Source organism: Mesorhizobium sp. WSM4821, from assembly GCF_055901555.1.
Map to the genome: position 1 here is coordinate 4,495,406 of NZ_CM148371.1, position 26,895 is coordinate 4,522,300.

General features: G+C 60.4%; 26 protein-coding genes. 17 read left to right on the forward strand and 9 right to left on the reverse strand.

The features are described from left to right. Positions 1-2: 2 nt before the first annotated feature. Together AC0NID_RS21780 and AC0NID_RS21785 are read left to right on the forward strand one after the other, a co-directional pair. The gene (locus AC0NID_RS21780) at positions 3-986 is read left to right on the forward strand and encodes a TAXI family TRAP transporter solute-binding subunit (protein ID WP_473458003.1); all 984 of its coding nucleotides are present in this window, start codon (positions 3-5) and stop codon (positions 984-986) included. Between the two features lie 68 nt (positions 987-1,054). Beyond that, entirely contained in the window at positions 1,055-3,646 is a 2,592-nt protein-coding gene (locus AC0NID_RS21785) for a TRAP transporter permease (RefSeq protein WP_473458004.1), read from the forward strand. Positions 3,647-3,706: 60 nt separating this feature from the next. Here the strand turns inward: AC0NID_RS21785 and AC0NID_RS21790 are convergent, their stop codons facing one another. The 5 genes from AC0NID_RS21790 to AC0NID_RS21810 form a co-directional block, all read right to left on the reverse strand. After that, complete coding sequence (locus AC0NID_RS21790) at positions 3,707-4,756, reverse strand: L-idonate 5-dehydrogenase (protein WP_473458006.1); 1,050 nt, start codon at positions 4,754-4,756, stop codon at positions 3,707-3,709. Next, the gene (locus AC0NID_RS21795; protein ID WP_473458008.1) at positions 4,753-6,159 is read right to left on the reverse strand and encodes a TRAP transporter large permease; all 1,407 of its coding nucleotides are present in this window, start codon (positions 6,157-6,159) and stop codon (positions 4,753-4,755) included. The genes AC0NID_RS21790 and AC0NID_RS21795 overlap by 4 nt, the downstream gene beginning before the upstream one ends. Before the next feature lie 4 nt (positions 6,160-6,163). Further along, complete coding sequence (locus AC0NID_RS21800; RefSeq protein ID WP_473458010.1) at positions 6,164-6,736, reverse strand: TRAP transporter small permease; 573 nt, start codon at positions 6,734-6,736, stop codon at positions 6,164-6,166. A gap of 76 nt (positions 6,737-6,812) precedes the next feature. After that, positions 6,813-7,787, reverse strand: a complete 975-nt coding sequence (locus AC0NID_RS21805; protein WP_473458012.1) for a sialic acid TRAP transporter substrate-binding protein SiaP — start codon at positions 7,785-7,787, stop codon at positions 6,813-6,815. 53 nt (positions 7,788-7,840) lie between these two features. Further along, the gene (locus tag AC0NID_RS21810; protein ID WP_473458014.1) at positions 7,841-8,560 is read right to left on the reverse strand and encodes a FadR/GntR family transcriptional regulator; all 720 of its coding nucleotides are present in this window, start codon (positions 8,558-8,560) and stop codon (positions 7,841-7,843) included. Positions 8,561-8,893: 333 nt separating this feature from the next. Here AC0NID_RS21810 and AC0NID_RS21815 point away from each other — a divergent pair, with 333 nt between their 5' ends. The 8 genes from AC0NID_RS21815 (at position 8,894) to AC0NID_RS21850 (ending at position 15,859) form a co-directional block, all read left to right on the forward strand. Continuing rightward, on the forward strand, positions 8,894-10,900 hold the full coding sequence (locus tag AC0NID_RS21815) for a multicopper oxidase domain-containing protein (RefSeq protein WP_473458016.1): 2,007 nt from the start codon (positions 8,894-8,896) through the stop codon (positions 10,898-10,900). Between the two features lie 26 nt (positions 10,901-10,926). Then, positions 10,927-11,364: a YqaA family protein gene (locus AC0NID_RS21820; protein ID WP_473458017.1), complete on the forward strand. Its 438-nt coding sequence runs from the start codon at positions 10,927-10,929 to the stop codon at positions 11,362-11,364. Between the two features lie 150 nt (positions 11,365-11,514). Then, entirely contained in the window at positions 11,515-11,883 is a 369-nt protein-coding gene (locus tag AC0NID_RS21825) for a hypothetical protein (protein WP_473458019.1), read from the forward strand. Positions 11,884-11,967: 84 nt separating this feature from the next. Next, entirely contained in the window at positions 11,968-12,186 is a 219-nt protein-coding gene (locus AC0NID_RS21830) for a hypothetical protein (RefSeq protein ID WP_473458020.1), read from the forward strand. Next, positions 12,183-13,640, forward strand: coding sequence for a TolC family protein (locus AC0NID_RS21835; protein ID WP_473458021.1), 1,458 nt, complete (start codon positions 12,183-12,185; stop codon positions 13,638-13,640). The genes AC0NID_RS21830 and AC0NID_RS21835 overlap by 4 nt, the downstream gene beginning before the upstream one ends. A gap of 17 nt (positions 13,641-13,657) precedes the next feature. Then, complete coding sequence (locus AC0NID_RS21840; protein ID WP_473458023.1) at positions 13,658-15,016, forward strand: multicopper oxidase family protein; 1,359 nt, start codon at positions 13,658-13,660, stop codon at positions 15,014-15,016. Between the two features lie 43 nt (positions 15,017-15,059). Then, positions 15,060-15,548: a cupredoxin domain-containing protein gene (locus tag AC0NID_RS21845; protein ID WP_473456342.1), complete on the forward strand. Its 489-nt coding sequence runs from the start codon at positions 15,060-15,062 to the stop codon at positions 15,546-15,548. 26 nt (positions 15,549-15,574) lie between these two features. After that, positions 15,575-15,859: a copper-binding protein gene (locus AC0NID_RS21850; RefSeq protein WP_473456341.1), complete on the forward strand. Its 285-nt coding sequence runs from the start codon at positions 15,575-15,577 to the stop codon at positions 15,857-15,859. A gap of 69 nt (positions 15,860-15,928) precedes the next feature. Here AC0NID_RS21850 and AC0NID_RS21855 read toward each other — a convergent pair whose 3' ends face one another. Continuing rightward, positions 15,929-16,294 (reverse strand): hypothetical protein, encoded by a 366-nt coding sequence (locus AC0NID_RS21855; RefSeq protein ID WP_473456340.1) that lies wholly within the window; start codon positions 16,292-16,294, stop codon positions 15,929-15,931. A 143-nt stretch (positions 16,295-16,437) separates the two neighbouring features. Between AC0NID_RS21855 and AC0NID_RS21860 the strand changes: the two genes are divergently transcribed. After that, positions 16,438-16,704, forward strand: a complete 267-nt coding sequence (locus tag AC0NID_RS21860) for a BrnA antitoxin family protein (RefSeq protein ID WP_473456339.1) — start codon at positions 16,438-16,440, stop codon at positions 16,702-16,704. Positions 16,705-16,760: 56 nt separating this feature from the next. On the opposite strand, the gene AC0NID_RS21865 is transcribed toward AC0NID_RS21860, so the two are convergent. Further along, a complete protein-coding gene (locus AC0NID_RS21865) occupies positions 16,761-17,681 on the reverse strand; it encodes a metallophosphoesterase (protein ID WP_473456338.1) in 921 nt (306 codons plus the stop codon). Positions 17,682-18,038: 357 nt separating this feature from the next. Between AC0NID_RS21865 and AC0NID_RS21870 the strand changes: the two genes are divergently transcribed. After that, positions 18,039-18,836, forward strand: coding sequence for a phosphodiesterase (locus tag AC0NID_RS21870; RefSeq protein WP_473456337.1), 798 nt, complete (start codon positions 18,039-18,041; stop codon positions 18,834-18,836). A gap of 2 nt (positions 18,837-18,838) precedes the next feature. Here the strand turns inward: AC0NID_RS21870 and AC0NID_RS21875 are convergent, their stop codons facing one another. Continuing rightward, the gene (locus tag AC0NID_RS21875) at positions 18,839-20,518 is read right to left on the reverse strand and encodes a sulfatase-like hydrolase/transferase (protein WP_473456336.1); all 1,680 of its coding nucleotides are present in this window, start codon (positions 20,516-20,518) and stop codon (positions 18,839-18,841) included. A gap of 145 nt (positions 20,519-20,663) precedes the next feature. Between AC0NID_RS21875 and AC0NID_RS21880 the strand changes: the two genes are divergently transcribed. The 5 genes from AC0NID_RS21880 to AC0NID_RS21900 all read left to right on the forward strand — a co-directional run bounded on the left by AC0NID_RS21880 (position 20,664) and on the right by AC0NID_RS21900 (position 25,334). After that, complete coding sequence (locus tag AC0NID_RS21880) at positions 20,664-20,930, forward strand: hypothetical protein (protein ID WP_473456335.1); 267 nt, start codon at positions 20,664-20,666, stop codon at positions 20,928-20,930. Then, positions 20,914-22,380 carry a methyltransferase domain-containing protein gene (locus AC0NID_RS21885; RefSeq protein ID WP_473456334.1) on the forward strand — a complete coding sequence of 489 codons (1,467 nt, stop codon included), beginning with the start codon at positions 20,914-20,916 and terminating at the stop codon, positions 22,378-22,380. Before AC0NID_RS21880 ends, AC0NID_RS21885 begins: the two co-directional genes overlap by 17 nt. 377 nt (positions 22,381-22,757) lie before the next feature. Next, entirely contained in the window at positions 22,758-23,174 is a 417-nt protein-coding gene (locus AC0NID_RS21890; protein WP_473456333.1) for a hypothetical protein, read from the forward strand. Positions 23,175-23,845: 671 nt separating this feature from the next. Next, positions 23,846-24,508, forward strand: coding sequence for a glycosyltransferase (locus tag AC0NID_RS21895; protein WP_473456332.1), 663 nt, complete (start codon positions 23,846-23,848; stop codon positions 24,506-24,508). Then, positions 24,501-25,334, forward strand: coding sequence for a glycosyltransferase family 25 protein (locus tag AC0NID_RS21900; protein ID WP_473456331.1), 834 nt, complete (start codon positions 24,501-24,503; stop codon positions 25,332-25,334). Before AC0NID_RS21895 ends, AC0NID_RS21900 begins: the two co-directional genes overlap by 8 nt. Before the next feature lie 20 nt (positions 25,335-25,354). On the opposite strand, the gene AC0NID_RS21905 is transcribed toward AC0NID_RS21900, so the two are convergent. After that, positions 25,355-26,515, reverse strand: coding sequence for a Mur ligase family protein (locus AC0NID_RS21905; protein WP_474033327.1), 1,161 nt, complete (start codon positions 26,513-26,515; stop codon positions 25,355-25,357). Positions 26,516-26,895 lie beyond the last annotated feature (380 nt).

The window sequence follows — 26,895 nt, forward strand, 5'->3', positions numbered from 1 at the left end:
AGATGAAACATGCCCGGACTGCACGCCACGGAGCGCAGATCGCCGCCTTGTCGGCCGCGCTGCTGTTTTCGGCCAGCGCAATGGCGCAGCAGAATTTCGTTACCATCGGCACTGGTGGCGTCACCGGCGTCTACTATGCCGCCGGCGGTGCAATCTGCCGCCTGCTCAACAAGGATCGCAAGACGCACGGTATCCGCTGTTCGGTCGAATCGACCGGCGGATCGGCATTCAACGTGAACACGATCAAGGAAGGCGAACTCGACTTCGGCATGGCGCAGTCCGACGTCCAGTACAACGCCTTCAAGGGCGAGGAGTCCTTCAAGGAAGGCGGCGCGCATACCGACCTCCGGGCCGTGTTCTCGATCCATCCGGAGCCGTTCACGGTCCTGGCGCATCCGAATGCCGGCGTGACGAAATTCGAGGACTTCAAGGGCAAACGTTTCAACGTCGGCAATCCCGGTTCCGGAACGCGCTCCTCGATGGAACGTCTGCTCGGTGCGATGGGCTGGACGTTGGCCGACTTTTCGCTCGCATCGGAGTTGAAGGCTGACGAGCATGGCCCGGCGCTCTGCGACGGCAAGATCGATGGATTCTTCTACGGCGTCGGCCATCCCTCAGCGAACATCCAGGATCCGACGACCACCTGCGGTGCCAAGCTGGTGCCGTTGACTGGAGAAGCCGTGGACAAGCTCGTCGCCGAGAACTCTTACTATGCCAAGGCGATCATTCCGGGTGGTCTTTACGCAAACAATCCCGATGATACCGGGACTTTCGGCGTGCTCGCTACGCTGGTCACTTCGGCCAAGGTTCCCGATGAGAGCGTCTATCAATTGACCAGGGCGGTGTTCGAGAACTTCGACGAGTTCAAGTCGCTGCATCCGGCCTTCGCCAACCTCGATCCGGCCAAGATGGTGTCGGAGGGGAATTCCGCTCCGCTGCATCCGGGCGCTGAAAAATACTTCAAGGAGAAGGGCTGGCTGAAGTAGGCTTCGTGACCTGACGACAGTCCGGCGGTTCAGCGGACCCGCCGGGGCCATCCGCAACAGGAGGCGTCATGAGCGAAGTGAAGGAACAACCGGCCGGCGTCGATCTCGAAGAGCTCGAACAACTTGTCGCGGAGGCCGATACGGGTGGCAGGCATCCGGGCGCGACAGTCGGTCGAATCCTGCTCTGGGTTGCGGTTGCGTGGTCGCTTTTCCAGCTCTGGTACGCTTCGCCCTTGTCGTTCTTGTTCGGCTTCGGCATCCTGAATGACACGGAAGCGCGCGCCATCCATCTCGGCTTCGCGCTGTTTTTGACGTTCCTCGCCTATCCGGCGCTGAAATCCTCGCCTCGCGATCGCGTGCCGCTGCTCGACTGGGTGCTGGCCGTGGCCGGCGGGTTTGCCGGCGCCTATCTCTTTCTCTTCTACGTCGAGCTTTCCGGGCGGCCGGGCCAGCCGACCACGCTCGATCTCGTCACCGGCACCGTTGGCATCCTGTTGCTCCTCGAGGCGACGCGCCGCGCGCTCGGCCTTCCGATGGTCGTCGTGGCATGTGTCTTCATCTTCTACACCTTTGCCGGCCAGTACATGCCGGACGTGATTCAGCATCGCGGCGCATCACTCAACAAGTTTCTCAACCATCAATGGCTGACCACCGAAGGCGTCTTCGGGATTGCGCTTGGCGTATCGACGAGCTTCGTTTTTCTGTTCGTCCTGTTCGGCACGCTTCTGGAAAAGGCAGGCGCCGGCAACTGGATGATGCAGATCTCCATCGCGCTGCTCGGCCATCTGCGCGGCGGCCCGGCGAAGGTCGCCGTGGTCTCATCGGCTCTCAACGGCGTCGTGTCCGGCTCGTCCGTCTCCAATGTGGTTTCAGGCGGCATCTTCACCATTCCGTTGATGAAGCGCACCGGGCTTTCGGGCGTCAAGGCGGGCGCCATCGAGGCTTCGGCCTCGATCAATGGCCAGATCATGCCGCCGGTCATGGGCGCAGCCGCCTTCCTGATGGTCGAATATGTCGGCATTCCCTATTCCGATATCGTCAAGCACGCGCTGTTGCCTGCGGTCTTTTCTTATCTGGCGCTGCTCTACATGGTTCATCTCGAAGCGATAAAGATGGGCCTGAAGACGATCCCGCAGCGTCCGACGCCGGCAAGAGAACGGATGCTGCGGATGGGGCTGGGATTGTCGGGCAGCATCCTTGCCGTCTGTATGGTCTATTACGGCATCGTTGCTGTCCAGGCTGTCTTCGGTGGGACCGCGCCGCCGGTGCTCGCAATCTCTGGCGTAGCTCTATACGTCGTCTCCGTCTGGTATTCCTCCCGCTACCCGGACCTCGCACTCGACGATCCGACCGCGCCAATCCTTGAGCTGCCGCGCGCCTGGGACGTCACGCGGACCGGGCTCGACTTCCTCATCCCGATCGCGGTTCTTCTGTGGTGCCTGATGGTCGAGCAGATGTCGCCCGGCCTCTCGGCGTTCTGGGCGACCGCGTCGATCCTCGGTATTGTCGCCACCCGCAAGCCGCTGATGGCGGTATTCCGCAGTGAAAACCTCGTTGCCTCGGTGCGTGCTGCCTGGGACGACCTGATCGAAGGGCTGGCGCTCGGCGCCCGCAACATGATCGGCATCGGCATCGCCACCGCTACTGCCGGCATCGTCGTCGGCACGGTCACGCTGACCGGTCTCGGCCTGATGATGACGGAACTCGTCGAGTTCATTTCCGGCGGCAACGTTATCCTGATGCTGATCCTCGTCGCCGCGATCAGCCTTGTGCTCGGCATGGGTATTCCGACCACCGCAAACTACATCCTGGTCGCGACGCTGATGGCGCCGGTCGTGGTCGATCTCGGCGCCCAGGCCGGACTGCCAATCCCACTGATCGCAGTCCACCTCTTCGTCTTTTACTTCGGCATCATGGCCGACATCACCCCGCCCGTCGGGCTGGCGGCCTTCGCGGCGGCGGCGATTTCCAAGGAGGATCCGATCGCCACTGGCTTCCAGGGCGCGTTTTATTCGCTGCGTACGGCGATCCTGCCCTTCGTCTTCATCTTCAACCCGGCGATGCTGCTGATCGGAGTCGATTCCTGGCTCGAAACTATCTGGGTGGCGACGGTCTCGCTGATCGCCATCCTGCTATTTTCGGCCGCGACGATGAACTGGTTCGTGACGAAAAGCCGCCTCTGGGAAAGTGCGGCCCTGCTTCTCATCTGCTTCACGCTGTTTCGGCCGGACTGGTGGCTCAACCAGATGTCGCCGCCTTACGAGGAATTGCCGGCGAGCGAGTTCCTGTCGGCGGTCGGGCAGGCTCCGGCCGACAGTCGCATCAATTTCGTCGTCGAGGGTGTCGACCTCATGGGCGAAGATGTACGCAAGACGGTCAACGTACCGCTCGGCGAGCCGGGCGAACCGCTGAAGCGGCTGCGCGACGTCGGCCTCACCATCACGCAGGCGGGCGACGCGCTGATGATCAGCAATGTCGCCTTCGGATCCTACGCCAAGCGCATCGGGCTGGATGTCGGGTATGATGTCGCCGCCGTGCTCAGAAAGGCCGACCAGCCATCGAGCCTCATTCCGATCGGCCTGGCGCTTGCAGCGACCGCCGGCGTCGCCGGCCTGCAATTTGCGCGGGCGCGCAAGCAGGCGAACAGGACGGAAGCCTGAGCCTGGAGCAGTCGGCCAACACTTGTGAAAACCAGGTCGCTGCAGGCGCTTGACAAACCCTCAATCGGCGGTCAGCACGACCTTGACGCTTTGCGAGCGGTCGGCGGCCAACCGAAACGCATCGCGGGCCGAGGAGAGGGGGCGTTCGGCGGTCACCAGCTTCAGGACGTCGATATCCCCGCCGACGATCAGATCGACCGCCTGGTTGAATTCGGTGCCGAAACGGAACGTACCGTTTAGATTAATTTCCTTGGCCATCACCGCATTGGCCGCAACGGGGATCTGACCACCTGGAAGATTGCCGACCTGAACGACCGTGCCGCCGCGCCGGACGCTGGCGATCGCCGCCGCTAGGCCCGCTGCGGTGCCTGAAATCTCGAACGCGACATCGATCGCCCTGTCGGCCGCGAGTGTCTTGAGCTCGTCGTCGCCGATGGAAAGGTCGATCGTCCTGTCTGCTCCAAGTTTGCTGGCGAAGGCAAGGGGCGCCTCTGCTATGTCGGCGACAGTGAGTTCGCCACATCCTTTGAGCCTGGCGGCGAGCATGGTCAGAAGTCCGATGGGGCCGGCGCCGAACAGAATGACGTTGCGGCCGGCAATGTCGCCGGCCCGCGCCACTGCGTGCAGGCTGACGGCGAGCGGTTCGGCGAGTGCCGCCGCCTGGTAGGCGACATCAGGCGGAACCTTGACGCATTGCGCGGGCGTGGCGTCGAACAGGCTGGCAAAACCGCCCTGCATATGCGGCGTTTTCGACGCCGAGCCCATGAAATAGATATTCTCGCAGAGATTGGCGCGACCCTCCGCGCATCGCGCGCATCGTCCGCACCAGCGCGACGGGTTGACCGCCACGCGATCGCCGACGGCAAGTCCGGGCGCGTCCGCGCTGATTTCGACGATCTCTCCGGCGACCTCGTGGCCAAGCACGAGCGGCGATGTGACGACAAAATCGCCGGTCCGCGCATGACGGAAATAGTGCAGGTCGGAACCGCAGATGCCGCCTGCGCCGAAGCGCACGCGCACCCTTCCCGGCGCGAGGGGGGCGAGCGGGTGCTCGATGACGCGCAGATCCTCAGGCCCGAACAGCGTCGCGGCGACTGCGCTGTCGATCATCGGATCAGCCCCATTTGCGTCGGCAGCCACAGCGTGATGGCGGGAATGAAGGTGATCAGGATCAGCGCGGCGACCAACGGGACGAGCCATGGCAGGATTGCCATGGTCGTACGCTCGACCGATAGCTTGGCAACCCGCGAGAGGACGAAAAGCACCATGCCGAGCGGCGGATGGAGAAGACCGATCATCAGATTGAGCGTCATGATCAGGCCGAAATGCACCGGATCGATCCCGTAGAGGACCACGATCGGCAGGAGGATCGGCACAAGGATGGTGATCGCAGCGATCGTGTCGAGGAAACAGCCGACTACCAGCATCAGGATGTTCACCAGGATCAGGAACACCCATTTGTTTTCGGTCAGCGATGTGATGAAGACCGAGAAGAGCTGCGCCGCCTGACTGACCGTGAGCAACCAGGCGAAGATCGACGCCGCGGTGACGATGAAGAGGACCGACGCGGTCGTCTCGATCGTGTCGAAACTGGCCTTGGCCAAGGCTGCCAGTGTCATCGTGCGATAGCGCACCAGCCCGAGGAACAACGACCAGATGACGGCGGCCATGGCCGCTTCGGTCGGCGTGAACCAGCCCATGGTCATGCCGCCGATCAGAATGATCGGTGTCATGAGCGCCATGACAGCGGAGAAGTCGAAATACCAGTCGCAGGCGATCAGGATAACAAGCGCGATGCCAACGGCAACATTGAGCGACAGTCCCATCTCGACGAGGACATAAACAGCCAGCGGAAAGCAGCACACGACGGCCACCTCGATCGAGGCGGCGGCGAGCCGGTTCAATTTGAACGGCGTATCCGAACCCCAGCCCCGGCGGTGGGCGAAGATGGCGACCGTCACCATCATCAGCACCGTCATGACGAGGCCGGGCAGGATGCCGGCCATGAACAGCGCGCCGATCGAGACGTTGGCCATCATGCCGTAGATGACGAAGGGCAGCGAAGGCGGGAAGATCGGGCCGAGCGTCGACGAGGCGGCGGTGACGCCGACGGCCGCCTCCACGGGATAGCCGTGGTCGCGCATGGCCTTGATCTCGATGGTGCCGATACCGGCGGCGTCGGCAAGGGCTGCGCCCGACATGCCGGCGAAGACCACGGATCCGATGATGTTCACTTGCGCGAGGCCACCCTTCATCCAGCCGACAAGTGCCAGCGCAAAGGAATAGATCCGCCCGGTGACGCCGGCGATGTTCATGAGATTGCCGGCGAAAATGAAGAACGGCACGGCAAGCAGCGGAAAACTCTCGACACCGGCAATCATGCGCTGCGCGGCGATGATGTCGGGCGCCACGCCGTAGAAGACGAGATAGAGCAGCGACGACACCGCCATCGACACAGCGACAGGCACGCCGACCAGCATCAGGACGAGAAAGGCTCCGATCAGAAGCAGCATGGGCCTATTCCCCCAGTCCGTCGAACGCGGCTGGACGTTCCAGCGCCGAATAGCCGCGGCGGATATTGCCGACGAAGACCTGGACGGCGCGCAGCATCATCAGCACGAAACCGGCGAAGACGGCATAGAAGACGACGTTGCGCGGGAGGTTGACGGTGACCATCCGCTCGCGGTGGACGATCCCGACATAGCGCCAGAGGAGCCAGGACATATAAGCAAAGAAGCAAATGGTGATCAGATTGACCGCAAGCGCGAGGTAGCGCCCCGCCCTAGCGGGGAGATAATGATAGAGCACGTCGACGTGGATGTGGCGAGTCATGCGCGTGCACATGACCGAGCCCAGGAAGACCACGACGACGAGGCAGTTGATCGCGATCTCCTCGGTCCAGGCAAGACTGTTGTTCATGACGTAGCGCGTGAAGAACTGCAGGAACACGCAGAGCGACATGCCCCAGAACACGGCGAGCGTCACCCAGTCCTCCACCGCGTATCGCGACAGATCGACGGGCGCGGTTTCTTCCTCGAATGCATGCGCCAGTTCTTCGGGGGTAACCTGGGTGTGGATCTCTTGGGTCATCGGCAAGCTCCGGACACTGTTGGGGCGGGGGCTCAACAGACCCGGCGCGCTTGTCGCGCCGGGCCCGGATTGAAGGCTACTTGACGGCGCGGATCGCCTCCCAGTCTTCCTTGCGGTAGCCGAATTCGTCGAACGTCACCTTCTCCATCACGTTCTTTTCGAAATCGGCGCGATCGACTTCGGTGACGGTGAGACCGCGCTCCTTGAAGGTCTCAACCAGGGCCTTTTCGCGATCGACGATGATCTTTGTCACTCGCGCGGCGGCTTCCTGCATCACCTCGGTGAAGATCGCCTTGTCCTCGTCCGACAATTGCGACCAGCGCGATTGCGAGACGATCGTGTTGAGATGATCGACGATGTGCCCGGTCAGGATAATGTGCTTCTGCACCTCGTAGAACTTCTTGGCGTCAATCGTCGTCAGCGGGTTTTCCTGCGCTTCCACCGTGCCCTGCTGCAAGGCGAGGTAGACCTCGGCGAAGGCGATCGGCGCGGTGTTGGCCCCGCAGGCGCGCGGCATCGCGAGATAGGCCGGCACATCAGGCACGCGGATCTTCAGGCCCTGCATGTCGGCGCATTTCTCGATCGGCCGGTTGGAGGTCGTGTGACGCGTGCCGTAGTAGGTGGTCGCCGTGATGTGATGCCCGGACGCCTCTTCGTAGCCGCCGGTCAATTCCTTGTATTTGTCGCTCTTGGTGTAAGCGAGCAGATGATCGGCGTCACGGAAGGTGAACGGGAAGTAGGTCACGCCGATCGGCGGATATTCGCGCGCCGCAAAGCTCGATCCGGAGATAATGATGTCGACCGTGCCGAGGGTCAGCCCCTGGTTGATGTCGGATTCCTTGCCGAGCTGCGAAGCCGGGAAGACGTCGATCGTATAGCGGCCGTCGGTGCGCTTCTTGATCTCTTCCGCTGCCCACACCGATTCCGTGTGGAAAGGTTCGGACGTTTCGTAGACGTGAGCCCATTTCAGCGCGGTTTGTGCAGAGGCCGAAGCCATGGGCAGAGCGATCGCGGCGATCGTGCCGAGCAGAACGGCGTATTTTCTCAGCATCATATTCCTCCCTGTGATTGTGTGCCGACTGGATCCTCCCGGCCGGCCGCCTCCTATTCCGCGACCTCCCTGGCCACGGATTTCTCATCGAAATTGCGTGAGAATCTCAGTTGCGACTGGCGCAGATGTTCCTGCATGGCGGCCTTCGCCCTTTCGGGCTCGCACGACGCGATCGCGTCGCGCACCGCGCGGTGCTCCTTAGCGGCGACCTGCCAGGAATCCCTGTTCTCGAAATAGCTCGACAGCCGCTCGAAATATGGGTTCATGCGCTGGTCGAAAAGCTCGCCGATGCAGCGCACCAGGACAGCGTTTCCCAGAATTCCCGCCACCGTCGTATGGAACTCGCGGTCAAGCGCGATCGTCATCTTGGTTGGGTGAGGGATGTCTTCCATGCGGCGCAACACGTCGTCCATGCATTCGAGGTCGACCGGCCGAACATGGACGGCGGCTTCGGCGGCGATTGCTCCCTCGATGAATTCACGTGCCCGCAACAATTCGAATGGGCCTTCATCCATCTCTGCCGCCAAAACGTCGGCGCGTGGCGGATCGGTGACGTAGATGCCGGAGCCGACGCGAATGCGTATCCGCCCCTCGACCTCGAGCGCGATCAGCGCTTCACGTACGGTCGGGCGGGAGATGCCCAGTTGATCGGCCAATTCGCGTTCGGTCGGCAGGCGATCGCCGACCGCGAACTCGCCCGCGTCGATCAACTGTCTGAGCTGATCGGCGATCTGCCGGTAAAGTCGACGCGGTTCAACGGCCTGGATCGGCATTGTCACCCAGTTCTACTTCAACAGACTCATCGGGCTGACCTCGGATCGGTAAATTGGTCTGACCTATTGATCGAAAACTGCCGCGAAAATGGCGGAGTGTCAAGGAGCGGAGAACGCGCAGGGAACTCATTCTCCGTGATCTTCTTTGAGATCATGGATCGGCGATTGGCTGGCGGCAACTCTTGAGCTTGAGCTTCCAGCAACTGGAAGGGTTATCTCTCCGCGATGCGGTGGCGGACGCGGAAGCGGCGCTCCACGAGGCAACATTAACCGTCCTGGGACGGTCCGGCGCCAAGCTAGTTCAATGGAGGGTAAACCAACAGGAGTTCCGCAATGTTCGTGCAGCCCGTCGACTACTTCCTTGCAGTCTGGTTCGTTCTTGCGGGCCTCAGTACGGCTTATGTGGCGTGGGACCAGTTCCGCAACAATCCCGAACCGGTGGTGATGAAATGGGGTTTCATCCTGGTCACGCTCTATATGGGACCGCTGGGGCTGTTGATTTACGTGCTGGCCGACAAGGAGCCGCGGCCGGGCGAACACGAGGCGTTCACCAAACCGCTCTGGAAGCAAGGCGTTGGCTCGACGATCCACTGCGTGGCCGGAGACGCTACCGGCATCATACTCGCGGCAGCGATCACCGCCACGCTCGGGTTGCCGATGTGGATCGATCTCATCGTTGAGTACGTTGCCGGATTCGCCTTCGGGCTGTTCATCTTCCAGGCACTGTTCATGAAGTCGATGATGGGCGGCAGCTATTGGGAGAATGTCCGCAAGAGCTTCATGCCGGAATTCATCAGCATGAATTTCATGATGGCAGGCATGGCTCCAGTCATGAGCTTCCTGATGATGGGCAGCGACATGCGGGCCATGGACCCGGCCGAGCTCCTGTTCTGGGGCGTCATGTCGCTCGGCGTGATCGTTGGCTTCATCATCGCCTATCCGTCCAACGTATGGATGGTGGCGGGTGGCCTCAAACACGGGCTGATGACCGAACGCGAACCGCAATCCGACAAGGCGAGGGAGCGCGAGCGCGCGCATGGCGGTGCAGTAGCGGCGGTAGCGAGGCGCCGTCACCCTCATACACGCCTCGACGGGCACGCCAACCCCGGGCACGCCAAACCGGGACAGGGCAACCCAGGCGGCGACCCAGAGACCGGCCATCCCCGATCCGGCCACGGCTCCTCCCACGGCAATGGCGGGTTGCGTGGTCCGCATGGCGGTCACCGGAGGGAGCCGGATGCAACTGTGCCGCAACTCGCGGCCTTCGGAGGCGTGTCCGTGCTTACGCTGGCGCTCGGCATGGTCGCTCCGGCCAATTGGGTGAACCTCGCCCTCAGCGTACGAGACGTCGGCGGCGCCATCATGCCGCCCGGCATGATCATGGACCGCGACACGCCGGCTGCAGCCATGCTGGACATGGCCGCCGTGCATCCTCGCGAGGTTTCCGCCAGCTACGGGCTGGACGTGCATGGCGATCGGGAACTGGAACCCAGGATAGAGAACGGGGTGAAGGTGTTCGATCTGGAAACGTCGGTTATCCGCTGGGCGATCCTGCCGGACGTGAAAGTCGACGCCTATGCGATCAACAACCAGGTTCCGGGCCCACGGTTGCATATCCGGCAAGGCGATCGGGTGCGCATCAACGTTACGAACCGCCTGCCGGAGAGCACGACCCTGCACTGGCACGGGTTGATCCTGCCGAATGAAATGGATGGTCCGGCCGAGATCACGCAGGAACCGATCGCGCCCGGCGGCAGCTACCGATACGAATTCACGGCAGGTCAATCGGGGACCTATTTCTATCACTCGCATGACCACGTCGATCGCCAGCAGGCGCTTGGACTCTACGGAGCACTCATCATCGATCCCGCCAATCCCCGGGACGAGATTGCGGCCGACCACGATTATGTTATCCAGCTTCAGGAATGGCTGATGCGGGAGGGTCTGACTTTCCCGGCGATGCCGATGGACGGCGGGCAGCCGAATTATTTCACCATCAACGGCCGCGCCTATCCGTCAACGGACACGATCAGGATGAAGGTCGGCGAAACTCTTAAAGTGCGCTTCATCGGCACCAACAATGGGTTTATCCATCCGATGCACATCCACGGCGGTCCATTCGAAATTGTCGCCCGCGACGGCGAGACTGTCCCGGAGTCGGCACGTTTCCTTGCCGACACAGTCAACGTCGGACCAGGGCAACGCTATGATGTCGTCTGGCAGGCACGTCGACCCGGAAAATGGCTGGTCCACTGCCATATCGGGCATCATACGACCAACAACAATGTCGAAGAGAAGGGCGGTGGCGGACTGATGGTCGTGATCGACGTGCAACCCTGAAGTCGGCTCCGCAAGGCGAAACGTAGATGGATGTCCTTGCCGTCTACGGCGGCCTGTTTCTCGTTGCCTTCGCCGCGGCAACCATCCTTCCGGCGCAGTCGGAGGCCGCCCTTGCAGGGCTGCTTGCCACCGGTTCCTTCTCGCCAGCAATGCTGGTTATTGTCGCCAGCATAGGCAACGTCCTTGGCTCCGCGGTAAACTGGGGACTTGGTCGAGGGGTCGAACGCTTCCGGGACAGGCCCTGGTTTCCGCTGCGCCCCGCAACGCTCAACCGTGCCACGACCTGGTATCGCCGCTATGGAAGGTGGTCGCTCCTGTTGAGCTGGATGCCGATCGTCGGCGATCCGCTGACAGTGGTCGCCGGGGTTTTGCGCGAGCCACTATGGAGCTTTGTCGCAATCGTCGCCCTCGCGAAGGTTTCGCGTTATCTGGTTGTCGCCGGAGCGGTGCTGGGCCTGATGTAAACCGAAATGGCCGGCAGTCGCGTTCACTTTTGGTTGCGCTGCAGCAAAGTGACCGCGGTGACCTTGACAAATCAGACGAACAATTGTCGGAAAGGTGCAATGAGGACTCTTGGTCGAATTGCGATCCTAGGAAACACACGGCTCCGAGCAATGCTGGCGGTCGTGTTCCTGGTCATGTCGGCTCTTCAGCCGGGTCTGTTCGCTACAGCCAATGCCACGGGTTTTCATGCCGGAGCGGATTTCCAGGCGGGAGTGGATAGCCAAGCCGAGACACCTGCACACGACATGGGCGATCACGGCGCCATGGCGGACGACACGGACAGGTCGGAGCATCATCACGGCGCCAAGCAATCCGCCGACAAAAGCTGCGAAGTCCATTGCGCGCCGGCGAATGCGGTGCCGGTCGACTGCCCTGACTTGGAGCTTGTTGTCTCCCGCTGCTTTGCGCCGGTCGTTGCCGTCACCTTGCCGCTCGGCGAGTACGCAGCGCTCATAAGGCCTCCCAGACATCTGACCTGACGCGCCCTTTTCGGGGCGTTCGCGCGCAGCGTCGGGAATCCGTTCCCGCGCGGCCAAACGCACACGTCAAGTTTCAGGTCTATTATGAAAATCGCAAGCTTCGCGATGCTCGCTTCGCTGTTCGTTGCCGGATGTGCGGCAACCACGCCACCGGACATCCTTCCCACCTTCAACCCGGCCGATCCCGTAATGGGCGTCCGTGATACGCACTACCACCCGGTCGTCGCCGACTATCGCCACCGGGAGCCTGTCGATCCGCAGAATTGGCGGCGTCGTACCGCGAACCCGGGAGCCGGATCATGAAGCGCCGGCCCCTGACCACAGCTGTGGTCGTAACCATCCCGCTGATCGCCGCCGGATGCGCGACCGGCGGGGCTCTTGATGGCATTTCAGAACCCATGGCCGGCTTCACGACAGTCGCGGCGCGTGCCGGATCCGTGACTGGCAAGAAAACAGTGTGGGTGCAGTCCAGCGAGGAAGCACGAACGGTCTCGGAGCGCGTGAAGCGCCTCGTCCAGAAGAAGACGATCGGCCCGGACACCGCGGTTCAGGTCGCCTTGCTCAACAACAAGGGCCTGCAGGCCGCCTACGCCGAGATCGGCCTGTCGGCGGCCGACATGTGGCAGGAATCGATGCTCGTCAATCCGACGATCTCGGTCGGCATGATCGGCGTCGATCCTGTACGGACGATTGAAGGAGCGGTGGTCGGCAACATCCTTGCGCTGGCGACCCATAAGCGGCGCGTCGCGGTCGCGGATACGCGTTTCCGTCAGGCCCAGCTCCGCGCCGCCGAAGAAACGCTACGGCTGGCCGCGGACACGCGGAGAGCCTGGATCAATGCGGTATCGGCTTGGGAAAGCGTTTCCTATCTGAACAAGGCGCAAGCCGCCGCCGACGCTGCCTCCGAACTCGCTCAAAAACTTGGCGAGACCGGCGCCTTCACAAAGACCGGCCAAGCCCGCGAACATGTCTTTTATGCCGAGATCACCGGTCAGGCGGCGGAGGCGCGGCTCGCCGCACGGACTGCCAAGGAGGAACTCACCCGGCTGATGGGTCTATGGGGACCGGATGTCAGTTACTCAGTCCCAAACATGCTTCCTGCCTTGCCGAAGGGCGCCAGCGCCAAAAGCGCGATCGAGGCGGAGGCGCTTAAAAATCGCGTCGACCTCGAGATCGCGAAGCTTGAGCTGGAAGCGCTGGCGAAGTCCTACGGTCTGACCGAGGCGACGCGCTACGTCACCGATCTGGAACTGCTTTCCGGCGTGGAGGTGGAACGCGAGGAGTCTGAGGAGGGCGGAACCGAGAAGACTGTCTCACCCACTCTGGAGCTCGAATTCGTCATTCCGATTTTCGATACCGGCAAGGCGCGAATGCGCAAGGCCGAGCTTGCCTATATGCAGGCTGCAAATCGGATGGCCGAAAAGGCAGTCAATATCCGGTCGGAGGCCAGGTCCGCCTATGACGCCTACCGTTCGACCTACGACATTGCCCGGCACTATTGGAACAATGTCGTGCCGCTGCGAACAAAGATCGAGGCGGAATCGGTCCTCACCTACAACGGCATGATCACCAACACGTTCGAGCTTCTGGCGGACACACGCGCGAAAATCAGCTCGATCATGCTTTCCCTCAACGCCAAGCGCAATTTCTGGCTGGCCGACGTCAATCTCGGAACCGCCATCCACGGCGGCGGCGCAAGCTCGGCCACAGGCGGCGACGCACCGGCCGCTGCCGAAGCGGGCGCCGAAGGCCACTGAGACTCAAGGAGAAGAAAATGCTTTCAAGACGTCAGTTGCTAGGCGCGGGAGCCCTGCTCGCCGGCACCACTGCATGGACCAAAACGTCCGCGATGGGGCTCCCCGACGCTCCAATCATGGAGTCCCCCGACATGCAGCCGCCGATCTTCCCGACGAGCGGACCGGGCTACCAGCCGGTCGTGACGCTCAACGGCTGGACCCTTCCGCATCGCATGAACAACGGCGTGAAGGAGTTCCACCTGGTGGCCGAGCCGGTCGAGCGCGAGATGTCGCCCGGCATGACTGCCTATCTTTGGGGCTACAACGGTCAATCTCCCGGCCCAACCATAGAGGCAGTCGAGGGCGATCGGGTCCGCATCTTCGTGACCAACAAGCTTCCCGAGCACACCACCATCCACTGGCACGGCATGATCCTGCCGAACGGCATGGACGGCGTGACCGGTCTGACCCAGCCCGGAATCCCACCCGGCAAGACCTTCGTCTACGAGTTCGACCTCGTGAAGAGCGGCACATTCATGTACCACCCGCACGCCGACGAAATGGTCCAGATAGCCATGGGCATGATGGGCTTCTTCGTCATTCATCCCAAAGACCCGAAATTCATGCGGGTGGACCGCGATTTCGTGTTCCTGCTGAACGCCTTCGACATCGAACCGGGGTCGTACATCCCGCGCATCATGGAGATGACGGACTTCAATCTCTGGGGCTGGAACAGCCGCGTCTTTCCGGGGATCAGTCATCTTCCGGTGGCCAAAAACGACCGGGTCAGGGTCCGTGTCGGCAATTTGACCATGACCAATCACCCGATCCACATGCATGGCTACGACTTCGAGGTGACCTGCACCGATGGCGGCTGGGTCCGGCCGGAGGCGCGGTGGCCGGAGGTATCGATCGACATCCCAGTCGGCGCCATGCGGGCATATGAATTCGAAGCCAAATACGAGGGCGACTGGGCGATCCATTGCCATAAGTCGCACCACACGATGAACGCCATGGGCCACGACGTGCCAACGTTCATCGGCGTCGACAACTCGAAGGTCACCGACAAGATCCGCAAGGTCCAGCCCGAATACATGGCCATGGGCGACCGCGGCATGGCCGACATGGGCGAGATGGAGATGCCGCTTCCCGACAACACCATCCCGATGATGACTGGTTGGGGGCAATTCGGCGCGATCGAGATGGGCGGCATGTTCTCGGTCGTGAAGGTGCGCGAAGGCCTGTCCGCGAACGATTACGCCGATCCGGGCTGGTACCAGCACCCGGAGGGAACCGTGGCTTACGAATGGAAGGGAGATGTGCCCGCTCCGACCAAATCAGGCGACGCAAAAACGATGGCCCCGGCAACGCATGGCGGTCACGGCAAACAGGGATGAGAACCCGAAACCCCTCAACCTCAACAAAGAGAGAAAGTGCAGCATGAAACGTATAATCGCAGCGGCCGTCTTGATGGCGGTCAGTTCCGGAGCAGCTGTTGCCGGCGGAACCCACGCCGGAGGCCATGGCGACAAAGCCGCCGCAATGCCGATCGGCAACCCTGGCGAGGCCGGCAAGGCAAAGCGGACCGTCAACATCTCGATGTCGGAAAAGGACGACGGGACGATGTTGTTCCAACCGGCCGTGCTCAAGGTGAAGAAGGGTGAGACCGTTCGCCTGAAGTTCGCCAACAAGGGCCAGACCGACCATGAATTCGTCATGGACGTCCATGACGGGATCATGGAGCACAAGGCGCTGATGGAGAAGTTCCCCGAAATGGAGCATGCCGATCCCAACTCGATCCGGCTGGCTCCCGGCGCCAGGGGCGAGATCATTTGGACCTTCGCCAATGCCGGCGAATTCGGTTTCGCCTGTCTGATACCGGGTCACTACGATTCCGGAATGAAGGGCGACATCAGCGTCGCCAACTGACTGACAAAACCGCAAAGGAAGCAATCATGACGCTCTTGATAAAGGCACTCTCGACACTTGCGCTCATGCTCGCCATCGGCGGCAGCGCGCTTGCGCAGGAATACGTGAAGGGCGAAGTCGTCAAGGTCGACGCCAAACAGCAGAAGCTGACGATCAAGCATGAGCCGCTGACCAATCTCGACATGCCCGCGATGACGATGGTGTTCGTCGTCGCGCAGGACGGTATGATCGAGAAGGTCAAGGCGGGTCAGGCGATCGAGTTCACAGCCGACCGCGTCAACGGACGCATCACGGTCACCGACATCAAGTGACCCGGGACCAGCGCCGCGGGTTGAAAAATCAACCCGCGGCGGCCGTTGGCCCGACCGGGCAAAACGATGTCACGATGACGGCGACGCGCAGAACGTTATCCAGAGATTTTCTTTCCAATCATGCGCGGAACTGCTCAGAGGCATCTCCACTGGATATCGGCGCGAACCCACGCCTACATACGCCGGGTAGGCACAGCGAACGCGCGCATGGTGCCTGCCGGTATCTTCGTACCTGATGACGCCGTTCGCATCCGTCTCGAGGAGGCCAATAGCGACGTCAAAGTCATAGTCCCCGCTTTGCGAGACGCTATTGCTCCGCACGCTAAGCTGGACCGACGTCGCATCGGGAAAGTTGGCAGTATAAAAGACCAGTTGCTCACCCGCCATCGAGGGCGTAGCCACCAACACGCCGGCAAATAATGCAATGGCGCGCATTTCCTCCTCCCCGAGGATCCAGGCGAGAGACTACCATGTCTTGCGTCAATACTCGAATCGCTGTTCCAGGCAGCGCCGAGGAATTGAGATGTGCATTGCGTTGGATGTCTCCTCCGGTTCGTTATCTCCAGTCAGGACACACAATGGCAAATCCTCCACGCCGACCGACAAATCCAATGGCTGCCGCCGAAGCCGCCTTCAAGCCAACCAAGAAGCCGGCCGCACCGGTTCGCGAAACCGCAGCTGTTCCAGATGTCAGAGAGCTTGTTTCAATCAGGATTGATCGGGCTGTCCTGGATTATTTCCAGGCGGATGGACCGGGCTGGCAGGACCGTATCAACGACGCCTTGCGGGCCACCGTCCAGAAGCGGATCGCCTATGTGAACGACCGCTCGGACGAGATCACCTGACGGAAACGTGCGCACAACTTCGCGTATACTGGACAGGCTGATTGAAAAGACCGATCTCAAAGGGACAGGGTGCGCGGGACTTCGACACCAAAAGCGCGGATATCTATCCGGTCATCGTAGACGTCGACGATCGAAAAGGCTGTGGTGTCCGGCGTCTCGACCATACCCTTGAGATTGACGAAATACTTGCGACCGACCGCTCCGAAATTGCCGGCGTGATTGTGGCCGTTGATATACAGGAGGAAGTTGTCGTAGCTGGTCAGGAGGTCGACCAGCCGAGCGTCGTCCCACAGATTGTGATAGTTGAGCGGGTAGATGGGGTAGTGTCCCATCACTATCACTCTTTCGCCGGCCGCTCGCGCCTTGTTCAGCACCTGCTCGATCCACGCGAACTGAGTATCCGATATGCCGCCGTTCCAGATGTGGCCGTTGCCTGCACCGGCGGTTTTCATCTCGGCGATCCGTCTTTTTGCCGCCGCGTGGTTCTCGCTGCCCTCGAGATTGGCGAAAAGGCTGATTTCGTTGCCGTCGACGACGATGAAACGATGGCCGCCCCCGACGAAGTCGTAATAGGCGCGCTGGAGACCGAGCGTTTGCAGGACCGACGTCAGGTAGTCGCTAGCCACTGCGAAATCGTGGTTCCCGAGGAGGAAGAAGTTTGGGTGCTTGAGTGCCTTGTAAAGCGGGAGGACGTGTCCGTAGCTCCCCCAGTCCCGGTCGATGATATCGCCCAGGGTGACGACGAATTCAAGATCTTCCGCATTGAAGGCCGCCACCGCTTCGCTGAGTTTCCAGAGCGAATTGGAATAGTAACGGGTGCCGCTGGGCGCAATCGGAGCGTATTGCGGATCGGCGACGACGCCGAAGCGGAAGATCGGGTTTCCCGTCGCCCGCGCAGTCGTCGCAGCAAAGCCCGAGAAAGGCGTTACGAGGGCAAGGGCGCCCCCAGCCCTGAGAAGCTCGCGTCGTGTCAGCATGCGTTTCTGTTATTCCCCGACCGTGGTGCCTGAGTCATGCGGCAAAGTGGATGATACACAAACTGTAACAGCCTGTAATGTGGTTGTGAATATAATCGATTAGTATCGGCCGCAGGATGCGACAGATTGCCATAGGGAATCGGCGCCGTCCGCCTAGGGATACGCACGACGGACCGAGGCGAGGGGACCGCCTGGCTGGCGCTCCGTCGTGGGCCGGGGTCTTCGAATGCCTTGTCAGGAAAGTCAGGCTCTGATGAGATAGGAGGGCTCGGTAAAGTCGCGGGCTTCGCACGTTGCCGATCCGTCCACCGCGCGCGCCGCCAAGCAGCGCCCCGTTACCCCAGTCGGATTTCCTGCATGCTCATTGCGCAGATCGGCGACTTCCATCTCCGTCCCATCGGCCAAACCGCATATGCCGGTATCGATACCCATGCCATGACCCGGCGCGCTATCGACACGATCGCAGCACTGGACCCCGCTCCCGACTGCGTCCTCGTCACCGGCGATCTTGCCGATGGCGGGCGCCCGGAAGAATACGCTCTCGCGGCTGACTTACTGTCCCGTCTGTCGATGCCGGTGTTCGTCATTCCCGGCAATCACGACCGGCGCGAGACGATGCGCGACTGCCTTGCGGGAACCTATCCGTATCTGCTCCAGGACGAGGATTTCCTGCATTTCGTTGTCGAGGATTTTTCGGTTCGGCTCATCGGCCTCGATACGGTCATGCCGGGACAGGTCGGTGGTGCGATCTGCGCGGCACGGGCAGCCTGGCTTGCCGAGCGTCTCGCCGAAGGCAACCATCGCCCGACGCTGGTCTTCATGCATCACCCGCCTTTTGCGACCGGCGTCAGCGGGATGGATGCCACAATGTGCCGAACTGACAGCGCGTTCGCGGAGCTTGTCGAAAGCCATTCTGAAATCGAGCGCATCGTCGCGGGCCACCACCATCGCACCATCACCCGTCGCTGGGCCGGCACGGTCGGCCTCATCGTGCCCGGAGTCGCGCATCAGCTGGCGCTTGATCTTCGCCCGGGCCAGCCCCTCCGATTTATCCTCGAGCCTCCGGGCTTTGCACTCCATGTCTGGTCGCCGGAGACCGGCATGGTCTCGCATATTGCGCAGATCGGCGACTACGGGCCGGGCCGCGATTTTTAGCTTTACTCTGTTCCAGAGTCCTTCGCCGCCTTCGTCTGGCGCGGGCCGGCTACGATGTCAGTTATGTCGTAGAAGTCGTAGAGCTTGAATACGTCTGGAAACGCAAGAACCCGGTCTGGGAGGCGTTCGAGCTTTGTGCCGAAATACTTGTTGAACAGGATCCTGAACGTATTCACCGGAGTGACGTGCTGCTCCAAGCCGCGATAGTCGCCGTCGGGAAAATAATAGGCATTCAGGATACCCATCTTGGCCTTGAGCTCGTCGACAGTGGCCTCATGCCAGGAGAGATCGCCGCTGCGATATCGCGCAGGGAACGGTCCTTCGTCCGCCTGGATGATGATGATCGGCTTGGGACCTTCCTTGGCGAGCAGTGCAGAGACGAAGTCCTTGATCAGTGAATTGGCATAACGCACCTGCTCGACATAGCCCTCCCGCTCGGTGCGCTGCATGGCCTTCTCGAATGACAGGCATTGTCCGTCCGGGCTGAACGCGTACGGATCGTGCGGCACCAGTATGTGCGCGAATACGAAGGTGGTTTCGTTCCGCTCTCCGACTTGCTTGACCTTCTCGATCTGGCGCGGCACGCGCTGGCACTGGCCATTTTCCCATTGCAGACGCCTGGCGTAGGTGCTGGCCGGCGCCACGGCGTCGAGGATCGGCGGGATGATGGTCTTGCCAAGATACTGATTGTCGAATTCACCAAACCCGAAGCTGTGGTTTTCATCGGCGGAACGGTTGTACTGGGTTGGACCCCACCAGGCTCCGATCTGGACGAACTTGTATCCAACGGACTTCAGGAAGCGTCCGACGCGATGGACTTTGAGGAGGTCGTAGATCGGGTGCCAGTCGCCGATCTTGCTCCGCGGATCCTGCTTGAGAAAATCGAGATAGCGCATGTCGAAAGTCGAAGCGAGCGAGTGAGCGGTCTTCAGGTAATTGGCGTGGCTGTCGGACGCGACGTAGAACCCCTTCGCTTTCAGGAAATCGATCAGTTCGCTGTTGTCGAAGCCGTAGTATTCGGCGAGGGTCGATTCCGAGCCATATCGATCGAAGATGAAGTAGTAGATATCGGGCGTATTCCTCGCTTTTGCCGGATCGGCCACCAGAGACGTTTCAGCCGCGTGCGCGCTGTCGTCGAAGGCTTTGGCGACAAGCGAACCGCGGCCGGCCGTCAACTCATACGACGCGACCTGCCAGGCCGGAAAAATGAAGAGAGCGAAGGCGATGCCGTTCAGAACGGCGTTCGCCGGTGTAAAATCGATACGCGGCCGTGCTACCGCGACGGCTATGAAAGCCAGTATCGCCAGGATGACCGGCAAAGCGGCAACCGGCGACAGGCCAATCCCAAGGTGCCGGTTCGCCGCATCCACGATCTCGATGTAGAAGAGGCCTGCCACGAGCGCGGCGCTGGCAAGAATTGACGCCTTTGCCCCGAGCGTCCTGAGGATCGAGCCAAAAGCGAGGAACAGAACGAACGCCCCGCCAAGAGCCGCGGCGAGGGCAGCCGCCACATCGGAAAAATACAACTCCCGAAGATTGGAAGCGTAGAGCCTGAATACGGACGCCGCGGCAAACAGAAAGGGATGAAGGGGGAGAGCACTGATGCTCCAAAGGCCGGTCGAACGCCGCAGGGGAGCGTCGGCCTCGTCCGTCTGATGGCTGATCTGAGCCTTGTCTTGCATCGCGCCAGTCTGTTCCGCGGTGGGTCAGAGTCACGGAAAATTTTGTGACGTTTCAATGAACTATTTGTGACGGTATGCGTTCCCGCATAGGCTACAGACACGATCAGCATTTCGGCGGGCGGTTTCCATCAGGGAGAACGTTCAGATGCACAACTTAGGCGCTCAGAGCTTCCGCCTTGCGATGGCCGTGATGGTCTTGGGCATGTCGACATCATCGGCCTATGCCTATCTCGATCCTGGCACCGGCAGCATTATCCTGCAGGTGTTGTTGGGCGGCGTTGCGGGTGTTGCCCTCGCCGGCAAGCTCTACTGGCACAAGTTTCTTTTGCTGATCGGCGTGGACCGGCGAGTGGCGAAGGGCAAGCAAGTCTCCAGCAAGCGGAGCGCGGACGCGAATGACCGCAGCCGGTAGACGCGCCATGCCGTCCGTCGCCGTACTGCCAAGCCACGCGCCCGCCGAACGTATTTTCAAGCTGGAAGCCGGCTCATACCGCGACCGGAACGGTTCTGTATTTTACCACGACGGCGAGATCTTCCGCGGCATCAGCGCGAGAGCTTTGGCAAACTGGGAACGCCTGATCGCCACCCGATTCTTCCAGGACTTCATGTCGCGCGGAAGCATTGTCCAGACCGAAAGGGTCGGCGAGCCGAAAGTGGGGAAAGGAGGCGGCGAGGCATGGACCGCCGTTCTCAAGCACGCCCCGATCCCCTTCGTTTCCTATCCCTATGAATGGACGTACGGGATGCTGAAGGATGCGGCTCTGCTGCATCTCGATCTCATGCTGGCAGCGCTCGACGAAGGGTTCATCCTGAAGGATTCCTCCGCCTACAATGTGCAATGGCATGGGGCGCAGCCGGTCTTCATCGACATCCCGTCTTTCGAAGTGCTGGAGGCTGGGCAGCCTTGGGTCGCATATCGGCAATTCTGCGAATTGTTCCTCTATCCGCTCATGTTGCAAGCCTATAAGGGGATCGATTTTCGACCGTGGCTGCGCGGCAGCCTCGACGGCATGTCGGCTGGATCCCTGCGTCCGCTGCTGTCTCACCGAGATCTGATGCGACCTGGCGTCATGATGCATGTCGTGGCGCAAAACGCGCTCCAGCGCCGTTATTCCGGCAAGGAGCAGAACGTCAGAGGCACGCTGGCGCAGGCTGGCTTCGACAAGACGCTGATCGTGCGCAACGTGCGCAATCTCCGGAAGATCATCTCGCGGATGAAGCCTGGAGGCAGCAAGACCGTGTGGCACGATTACGCGCGGACGCACAGCTACGGCGAGGCGGAATACGAAGCGAAATGCGCCTTTGTGCGCGACGCAGCCGGTTTCCGCCGATGGCGGCGCGTCTGGGACCTCGGCTGCAACTCGGGCACCTTCTCGCGCATCGCCGCCGAGCACGCCGACTATGTGGTGGCGATGGACGGCGACTGGATGGCTATAGAGCATCTGTATCAGGAACAGAAGGAACGACCCGACCGCGGCTCGATCCTGCCGCTCGTCGTCAACCTGTCGGATCCGTCACCGGGCCAGGGCTGGCGGGGCACGGAACGGAAATCCTTGCCGGACCGGGGCAGGCCGGACCTCACGCTCTGCCTCGCCCTGATCCATCACGTCGTGATCAGCTCGAATATCCCGATTGCGGACTTCATCCGCTGGCTGGCCGGGTTAGGCACGGCACTTGTCATCGAGTTTGTCGACCGCGACGACGAGATGGTCGAGATGTTGCTGCGCAACAAGGACGATCAATACGACGACTACCGGCTCGACGTCTTCGAAACCCTGCTTTGGGAGCACTTCGACGTTCGCCAAAACCGGCCGTTGAAGGGCGGAAAACGGTCGATTTATTTCGCGCTGCCGAAGAGTTGAGGTTGCGACATGTGTGGCGCCGCGGCGTGTGCGAGCAGCCGGACCTGACTGCCCGTCCTCGGGCGGCTGGGCCGCGTTGGCCACAAGGCCGGATCGCTGTCGCCGTGGCTGCACCCGGGACTCGGGCAGGCAGCTGAGCTGGTGGACCTCAACGTCAGAATATCGTCGACCTGGCTTGCGGCGACTTGCAATCGGCGGCACGGCTGCCTGGGCGGTCTTCGTTGCGGCTCTGCGATAGGGCGCGGTATCCAATCCGAGATGCCGGCGCTGCGCATGGCCCAGCAGCAGTGGCTGTCGGCTGCCGCGGGACCCTTCCATCCTGACACGAATGCGCAAACCGGTGTGTTACGGTCTGATAGTGTTAGGTCAACGTCTCGATGGCCCTCGAAGCAAATGGAGAGTTCGCCACGTCCAGGATCAACCGCCGCGCCTTGCTCTTCCACTCCGGCAGCGCAGTCGTCGCCTCGACGGTTGCGACAACTGCACTCGGCACAGGGCCGTCGGGCCAAGACCCAGAACCGTCCAACAAATTGCGAACGCTGATCGACGTGCACAAGACAGCATACTCGTCCTTCGGCGTTGCCCTGCACGACACAGGCGGTGGCAGAAGCGCCTCCGCCACAGCCAGCCGGGAGGAGGAGAGCGCGCTGCTCGCCATCTGCAGCTATGCTGCGGTCACGGAAGGCGATCGCCTGGCCAAGGCCCGATATCTTTTAGAGATCGAGGCGCGCGGCGAACTCGACCTCGCAGAACATATGCAGGCTGTCCTCCGATCGACGATGTGGAAGGGATGATACGACCGGCACGCGGACGGTCGGCTTCGGTCGGCGACTACATTGAAGGTAGTGGCCGTGCCAAGAGTCGTGGTTCAGTGAGGTCGACGTTTCGCGGTTGTCCGATTCCTGATCCAGCCGCAACCGCAAAGCGGTCGTCAGCGAGATCGCGACCGACCGCATAGGCCGGCCATTTCGTCACTGTGGGACAGTTACATTTGTCTGGACGATCCGTTATCATCTCGGCTGGCTGCGAGCGACGGCCATCGCAACAACGCCAGTTACGATGCTCTCCAGGTAGTTAATTTAGTGAAATCTAGATAGCGATTCGTTCGGTTGACTGTAGCTGCCTTCGGCAATGTCGATTGGTTGGGCTAAATTCGGGGGATGACAGAGCAAATGCTTGTGGGGGCGGACTGTGTCATGTTTTGGCGCGGCCTAGTACAATTTTCCGACCTTGGCGAAGGTTGCAGCGCTGCTCGTGCGCCTTCTCTCGCACGAACTGCTGGATTATCGCCCTTTCATTTGGCAGCGCGTAAAGCGCTGCAATACCGTGTGCTGGAAAGCCGGATGACGGAGGCCGCCGCTCGCCTTCGCAAGAAGGCAGGTCATGTGGCGAATATCGTCCCATGAATATACCCAGGAACCTCGGGCACATTTGGATTGGTCCTAAGGTCGCTCCGATAGACTGGATGCAAACGTGGATCGACAAGCATCCCAATTGGAATTACACGCGTTACGACAATGATTTTTTGAACGGCGGAGAGTTTAGGACTCGGCCCCAGATCAATGAGTACATGAAGCGGGGATGGTATGCAGGCGCTGCCGATTTGCTACGGTATGAAATACTGTACAAGCATGGCGGTTACGTCGCCGGCGCAGACAGTATTTGCGTTAACCCTATTGATGACCTGTTCGATGACGGAGGCAAACTCTACACCGTCTATGAGAACGAGTTTCTGAGGGGACAACTGGTTGCCCCTATCGTGGCTTCAACGCCAAACCATCCTTTCCTAAGAGAAATTATCGACCGGCTGTCGGAAATACCGCCGCAGCAGCTCGATCATCCCTGGCGCCAAACGGGCAACCTTTTTGTTGCCGAGCTTATAGAGGAACTCCGCCCCGAGATCGTCATTTGGCCGTCCCATACCCTCATTCCGGAGCATTACCTCGGTCGAAAATACACCGGGTTAGGCAAAATCTATGCCCACCAGAAATTTGGAGAAACCACAGGCGCCTACAAATTCGGATCGTTGTTTGACAAAATTTGTGAATTTCCCCGCTCGATCTATGCGTCTTCAGCACGGAAAAAGCTAAGGGCTCTAAAGGCCTCGGCGACCAAAGACCATGGATAGTTCTTCCTTTCGCGCAATCGAATTTCCAAACCTGGGCGTATTCGTTCTTACCATAGAAACTCCAGGCGGAGTCCGCAGGACGCACGCCGCCAGTGAATTATGCCGCCTCGGCTTTTCTTTTGATTTCGTGCAGGGCATCGATCAAAACAGCGCCGACATTGACCGCGCATACTCACGCATTCTGAACTGGATCCTTCACAAGCGTTCGCTCACGAGAGGCGAGATTTCCGTCTATCTTGGGCATCGGAAGATCTGGCAAGAAGTGACGCGCAGAGGGATGGATTTTGCGTTGATTTTTGAGGACGATTTCAAAATCCGTAACGACGAGCAATTCATTCTGGCGGTAAACGATGCTATCTCTCACCGAGGCATTTGGGGCATCATAAAATTCTTCGATTTTAATCATAAGAAAGTCGTTGAGTCGGCTAAAATCGGGGCAACGCAGTTGGTCGGGTACAAGTATCCGGCCTCCGGTGCGGTAGCCTATCTGATCAAAAGGCAGACAGCTCAATCGCTTCTATATCGCCGTCATTTGTTCAGGCCTATCGATGAGGACTTTTCCCATCCGTGGGAATTTTCCATGCGCGTGTGGTCGACTTCTCCCAATTTGGTTGACGAAGTAAGCTTCCAACTCGGTGGATCAACTCTGGAAGGCGAACGATCCGACCTGAGACGCAAGAAGATTGTAATTCGGTCCGTATGGGGAAATTTTCTGCAGGCGAGGAAACTCGTGCGGTCGCTTTGGTATCGTCGTACGAATGCGAGTAACGTGCGCGAGACTGTAAAAGGCGCGGGTGTGGCCATGGAGGATCTGGCCGGCCTATAAAACGCTTGACCACGGCGGGTTCATATCCGGAATAGCCTTAAGGGCGCGGCGACCAAACGCCTGATCTTTTCCCAGCGTCGGCGTCGGTTCTCCCGGCGCCGAATTGGGCCATGCTCGTGGAAAGGGTGGGTATAGAGACCGCAACTTACACAGCCTATGGTGAAACCACATCGCTTTTCCCAGCATTTGACATCGCTGGTCCAGGCAAGCGCAACTCTCTCCAGATGCAGGCTGCTCGAGCTTTTCAAAAGAATGAGGTCGCCTTCGACAGCCGTTTCCTTGAAGTAAGAATAGACATCGTAAACGTCGCGGAATCGGCGGAACCGTCCCGATGCGATGTCCCCTTCCGTAGCGCGGACTTTGTGTGCATTTTCCCCTACCGCGATAACCTCGTCAGCAACCGCGCGCGCCCGTTGATAGACCTTCGTGTATTTGGAATAAGGATTTCCGGCATAGTCGGAGATTTGGCCGATGACGACTTTTCGGCGTCTGTCTGTGGCGTCACTCATAACATCGAAGGCGAGGTCTATCGTTCCGAAGGGAGCCTTGGCTGCGTCGACGATGAAGGTGGGGCCTTCGGGTACCTCCATGATTTGGCAGCGATTCTGAACGCCAACAAAGCTGGCTATTCGTTCCTTGATCTGATCTGGCGAAACGCCAAGTTCGACGGCTGCCGCAAAAGCGCCTGCGACCGCGAGCCAAAAGTGCCTCCCCGGAAGGGGAGAAACGATGGTCTCCTCATTGCCTTTCCAGGCGATGCGAACGCGCAACGGACCTGGGAAGGAGAACTCGGCTGATAGGACGCGGAAGTCGGCCCGCTCGTCCCGGCCATAGGTGACAATGCGCTCGCGCGTTCGGTGACGCATGGCGAGTACGTGTTCGTCGTCTGCGTTGAGGAGGGCAAAGCCTCCAGGTCTGACCGCATTCACCAGACAGCCCTTTTCATCGGCCACCGCCTCGAGGCTGCGAAATGCACTATAGTGCTCAAGACCGACGATGGTAACGATCACAACATCGGGGTCTATCAAACGAGCAGATCGCGCTATCGATCCCTTTCGGGAAGCGCCTACTTCCAGAACGACGAACTCGCTGTTTCGAGATGCGGATGCCACCGCCAGCGCTATGTCATCCGCGGTGTTGTAGATCGCCTGGGTGGTGGTTGGCGCATATGCGTCGAGCACGTGTCCCAGCAGGCTAGCGGTGGTTGTCTTGCCCGAACTTCCTGTGACGCCAATGAACGTCCCGGGATGGCCACTTCGATTAGAACGCGCTCTTAATGTCGCAAGTTTTCGTCGAAACGCATTTGGCAACTCGCGTCGGACTGGCCGCGACACAGTGCGCAGCCAACCTTCTCTTGCAAAAGGATTTAAGGATATCATAAACGCCCCGTCCTCAAGCATAATGGCGATATGCGGCCAGATTCGCAATGACGGCAGTGACTGTGATGGACACCTGCCAAGTTATCGAAGAAATACTTCATTTCGCCTGCCACCCGTTTCCGCGCCGCTGGGCTGCTGCACAAAACATTCCACACCTAGAAGCATTTTGTTCCGAAGCAATG

Bases quoted from the DNA above. Each gene is read 5' to 3' on its own strand.
- AC0NID_RS21780 (WP_473458003.1), top strand. From the start codon at position 3: ATGAAACATGCCCGGACTGCACGCCACGGAGCGCAGATCGCCGCCTTG.
- AC0NID_RS21785 (WP_473458004.1), top strand. From the start codon at position 1,055: ATGAGCGAAGTGAAGGAACAACCGGCCGGCGTCGATCTCGAAGAGCTC.
- AC0NID_RS21790 (WP_473458006.1), bottom strand. From the start codon at position 4,756: ATGATCGACAGCGCAGTCGCCGCGACGCTGTTCGGGCCTGAGGATCTG.
- AC0NID_RS21795 (WP_473458008.1), bottom strand. From the start codon at position 6,159: ATGCTGCTTCTGATCGGAGCCTTTCTCGTCCTGATGCTGGTCGGCGTG.
- AC0NID_RS21800 (WP_473458010.1), bottom strand. From the start codon at position 6,736: ATGACCCAAGAGATCCACACCCAGGTTACCCCCGAAGAACTGGCGCAT.
- AC0NID_RS21805 (WP_473458012.1), bottom strand. From the start codon at position 7,787: ATGCTGAGAAAATACGCCGTTCTGCTCGGCACGATCGCCGCGATCGCT.
- AC0NID_RS21810 (WP_473458014.1), bottom strand. From the start codon at position 8,560: ATGCCGATCCAGGCCGTTGAACCGCGTCGACTTTACCGGCAGATCGCC.
- AC0NID_RS21815 (WP_473458016.1), top strand. From the start codon at position 8,894: ATGTTCGTGCAGCCCGTCGACTACTTCCTTGCAGTCTGGTTCGTTCTT.
- AC0NID_RS21820 (WP_473458017.1), top strand. From the start codon at position 10,927: ATGGATGTCCTTGCCGTCTACGGCGGCCTGTTTCTCGTTGCCTTCGCC.
- AC0NID_RS21825 (WP_473458019.1), top strand. From the start codon at position 11,515: ATGCTGGCGGTCGTGTTCCTGGTCATGTCGGCTCTTCAGCCGGGTCTG.
- AC0NID_RS21830 (WP_473458020.1), top strand. From the start codon at position 11,968: ATGAAAATCGCAAGCTTCGCGATGCTCGCTTCGCTGTTCGTTGCCGGA.
- AC0NID_RS21835 (WP_473458021.1), top strand. From the start codon at position 12,183: ATGAAGCGCCGGCCCCTGACCACAGCTGTGGTCGTAACCATCCCGCTG.
- AC0NID_RS21840 (WP_473458023.1), top strand. From the start codon at position 13,658: ATGCTTTCAAGACGTCAGTTGCTAGGCGCGGGAGCCCTGCTCGCCGGC.
- AC0NID_RS21845 (WP_473456342.1), top strand. From the start codon at position 15,060: ATGAAACGTATAATCGCAGCGGCCGTCTTGATGGCGGTCAGTTCCGGA.
- AC0NID_RS21850 (WP_473456341.1), top strand. From the start codon at position 15,575: ATGACGCTCTTGATAAAGGCACTCTCGACACTTGCGCTCATGCTCGCC.
- AC0NID_RS21855 (WP_473456340.1), bottom strand. From the start codon at position 16,294: ATGCGCGCCATTGCATTATTTGCCGGCGTGTTGGTGGCTACGCCCTCG.
- AC0NID_RS21860 (WP_473456339.1), top strand. From the start codon at position 16,438: ATGGCAAATCCTCCACGCCGACCGACAAATCCAATGGCTGCCGCCGAA.
- AC0NID_RS21865 (WP_473456338.1), bottom strand. From the start codon at position 17,681: ATGCTGACACGACGCGAGCTTCTCAGGGCTGGGGGCGCCCTTGCCCTC.
- AC0NID_RS21870 (WP_473456337.1), top strand. From the start codon at position 18,039: ATGCTCATTGCGCAGATCGGCGACTTCCATCTCCGTCCCATCGGCCAA.
- AC0NID_RS21875 (WP_473456336.1), bottom strand. From the start codon at position 20,518: ATGCAAGACAAGGCTCAGATCAGCCATCAGACGGACGAGGCCGACGCT.
- AC0NID_RS21880 (WP_473456335.1), top strand. From the start codon at position 20,664: ATGCACAACTTAGGCGCTCAGAGCTTCCGCCTTGCGATGGCCGTGATG.
- AC0NID_RS21885 (WP_473456334.1), top strand. From the start codon at position 20,914: ATGACCGCAGCCGGTAGACGCGCCATGCCGTCCGTCGCCGTACTGCCA.
- AC0NID_RS21890 (WP_473456333.1), top strand. From the start codon at position 22,758: ATGGCCCTCGAAGCAAATGGAGAGTTCGCCACGTCCAGGATCAACCGC.
- AC0NID_RS21895 (WP_473456332.1), top strand. From the start codon at position 23,846: ATGCAAACGTGGATCGACAAGCATCCCAATTGGAATTACACGCGTTAC.
- AC0NID_RS21900 (WP_473456331.1), top strand. From the start codon at position 24,501: ATGGATAGTTCTTCCTTTCGCGCAATCGAATTTCCAAACCTGGGCGTA.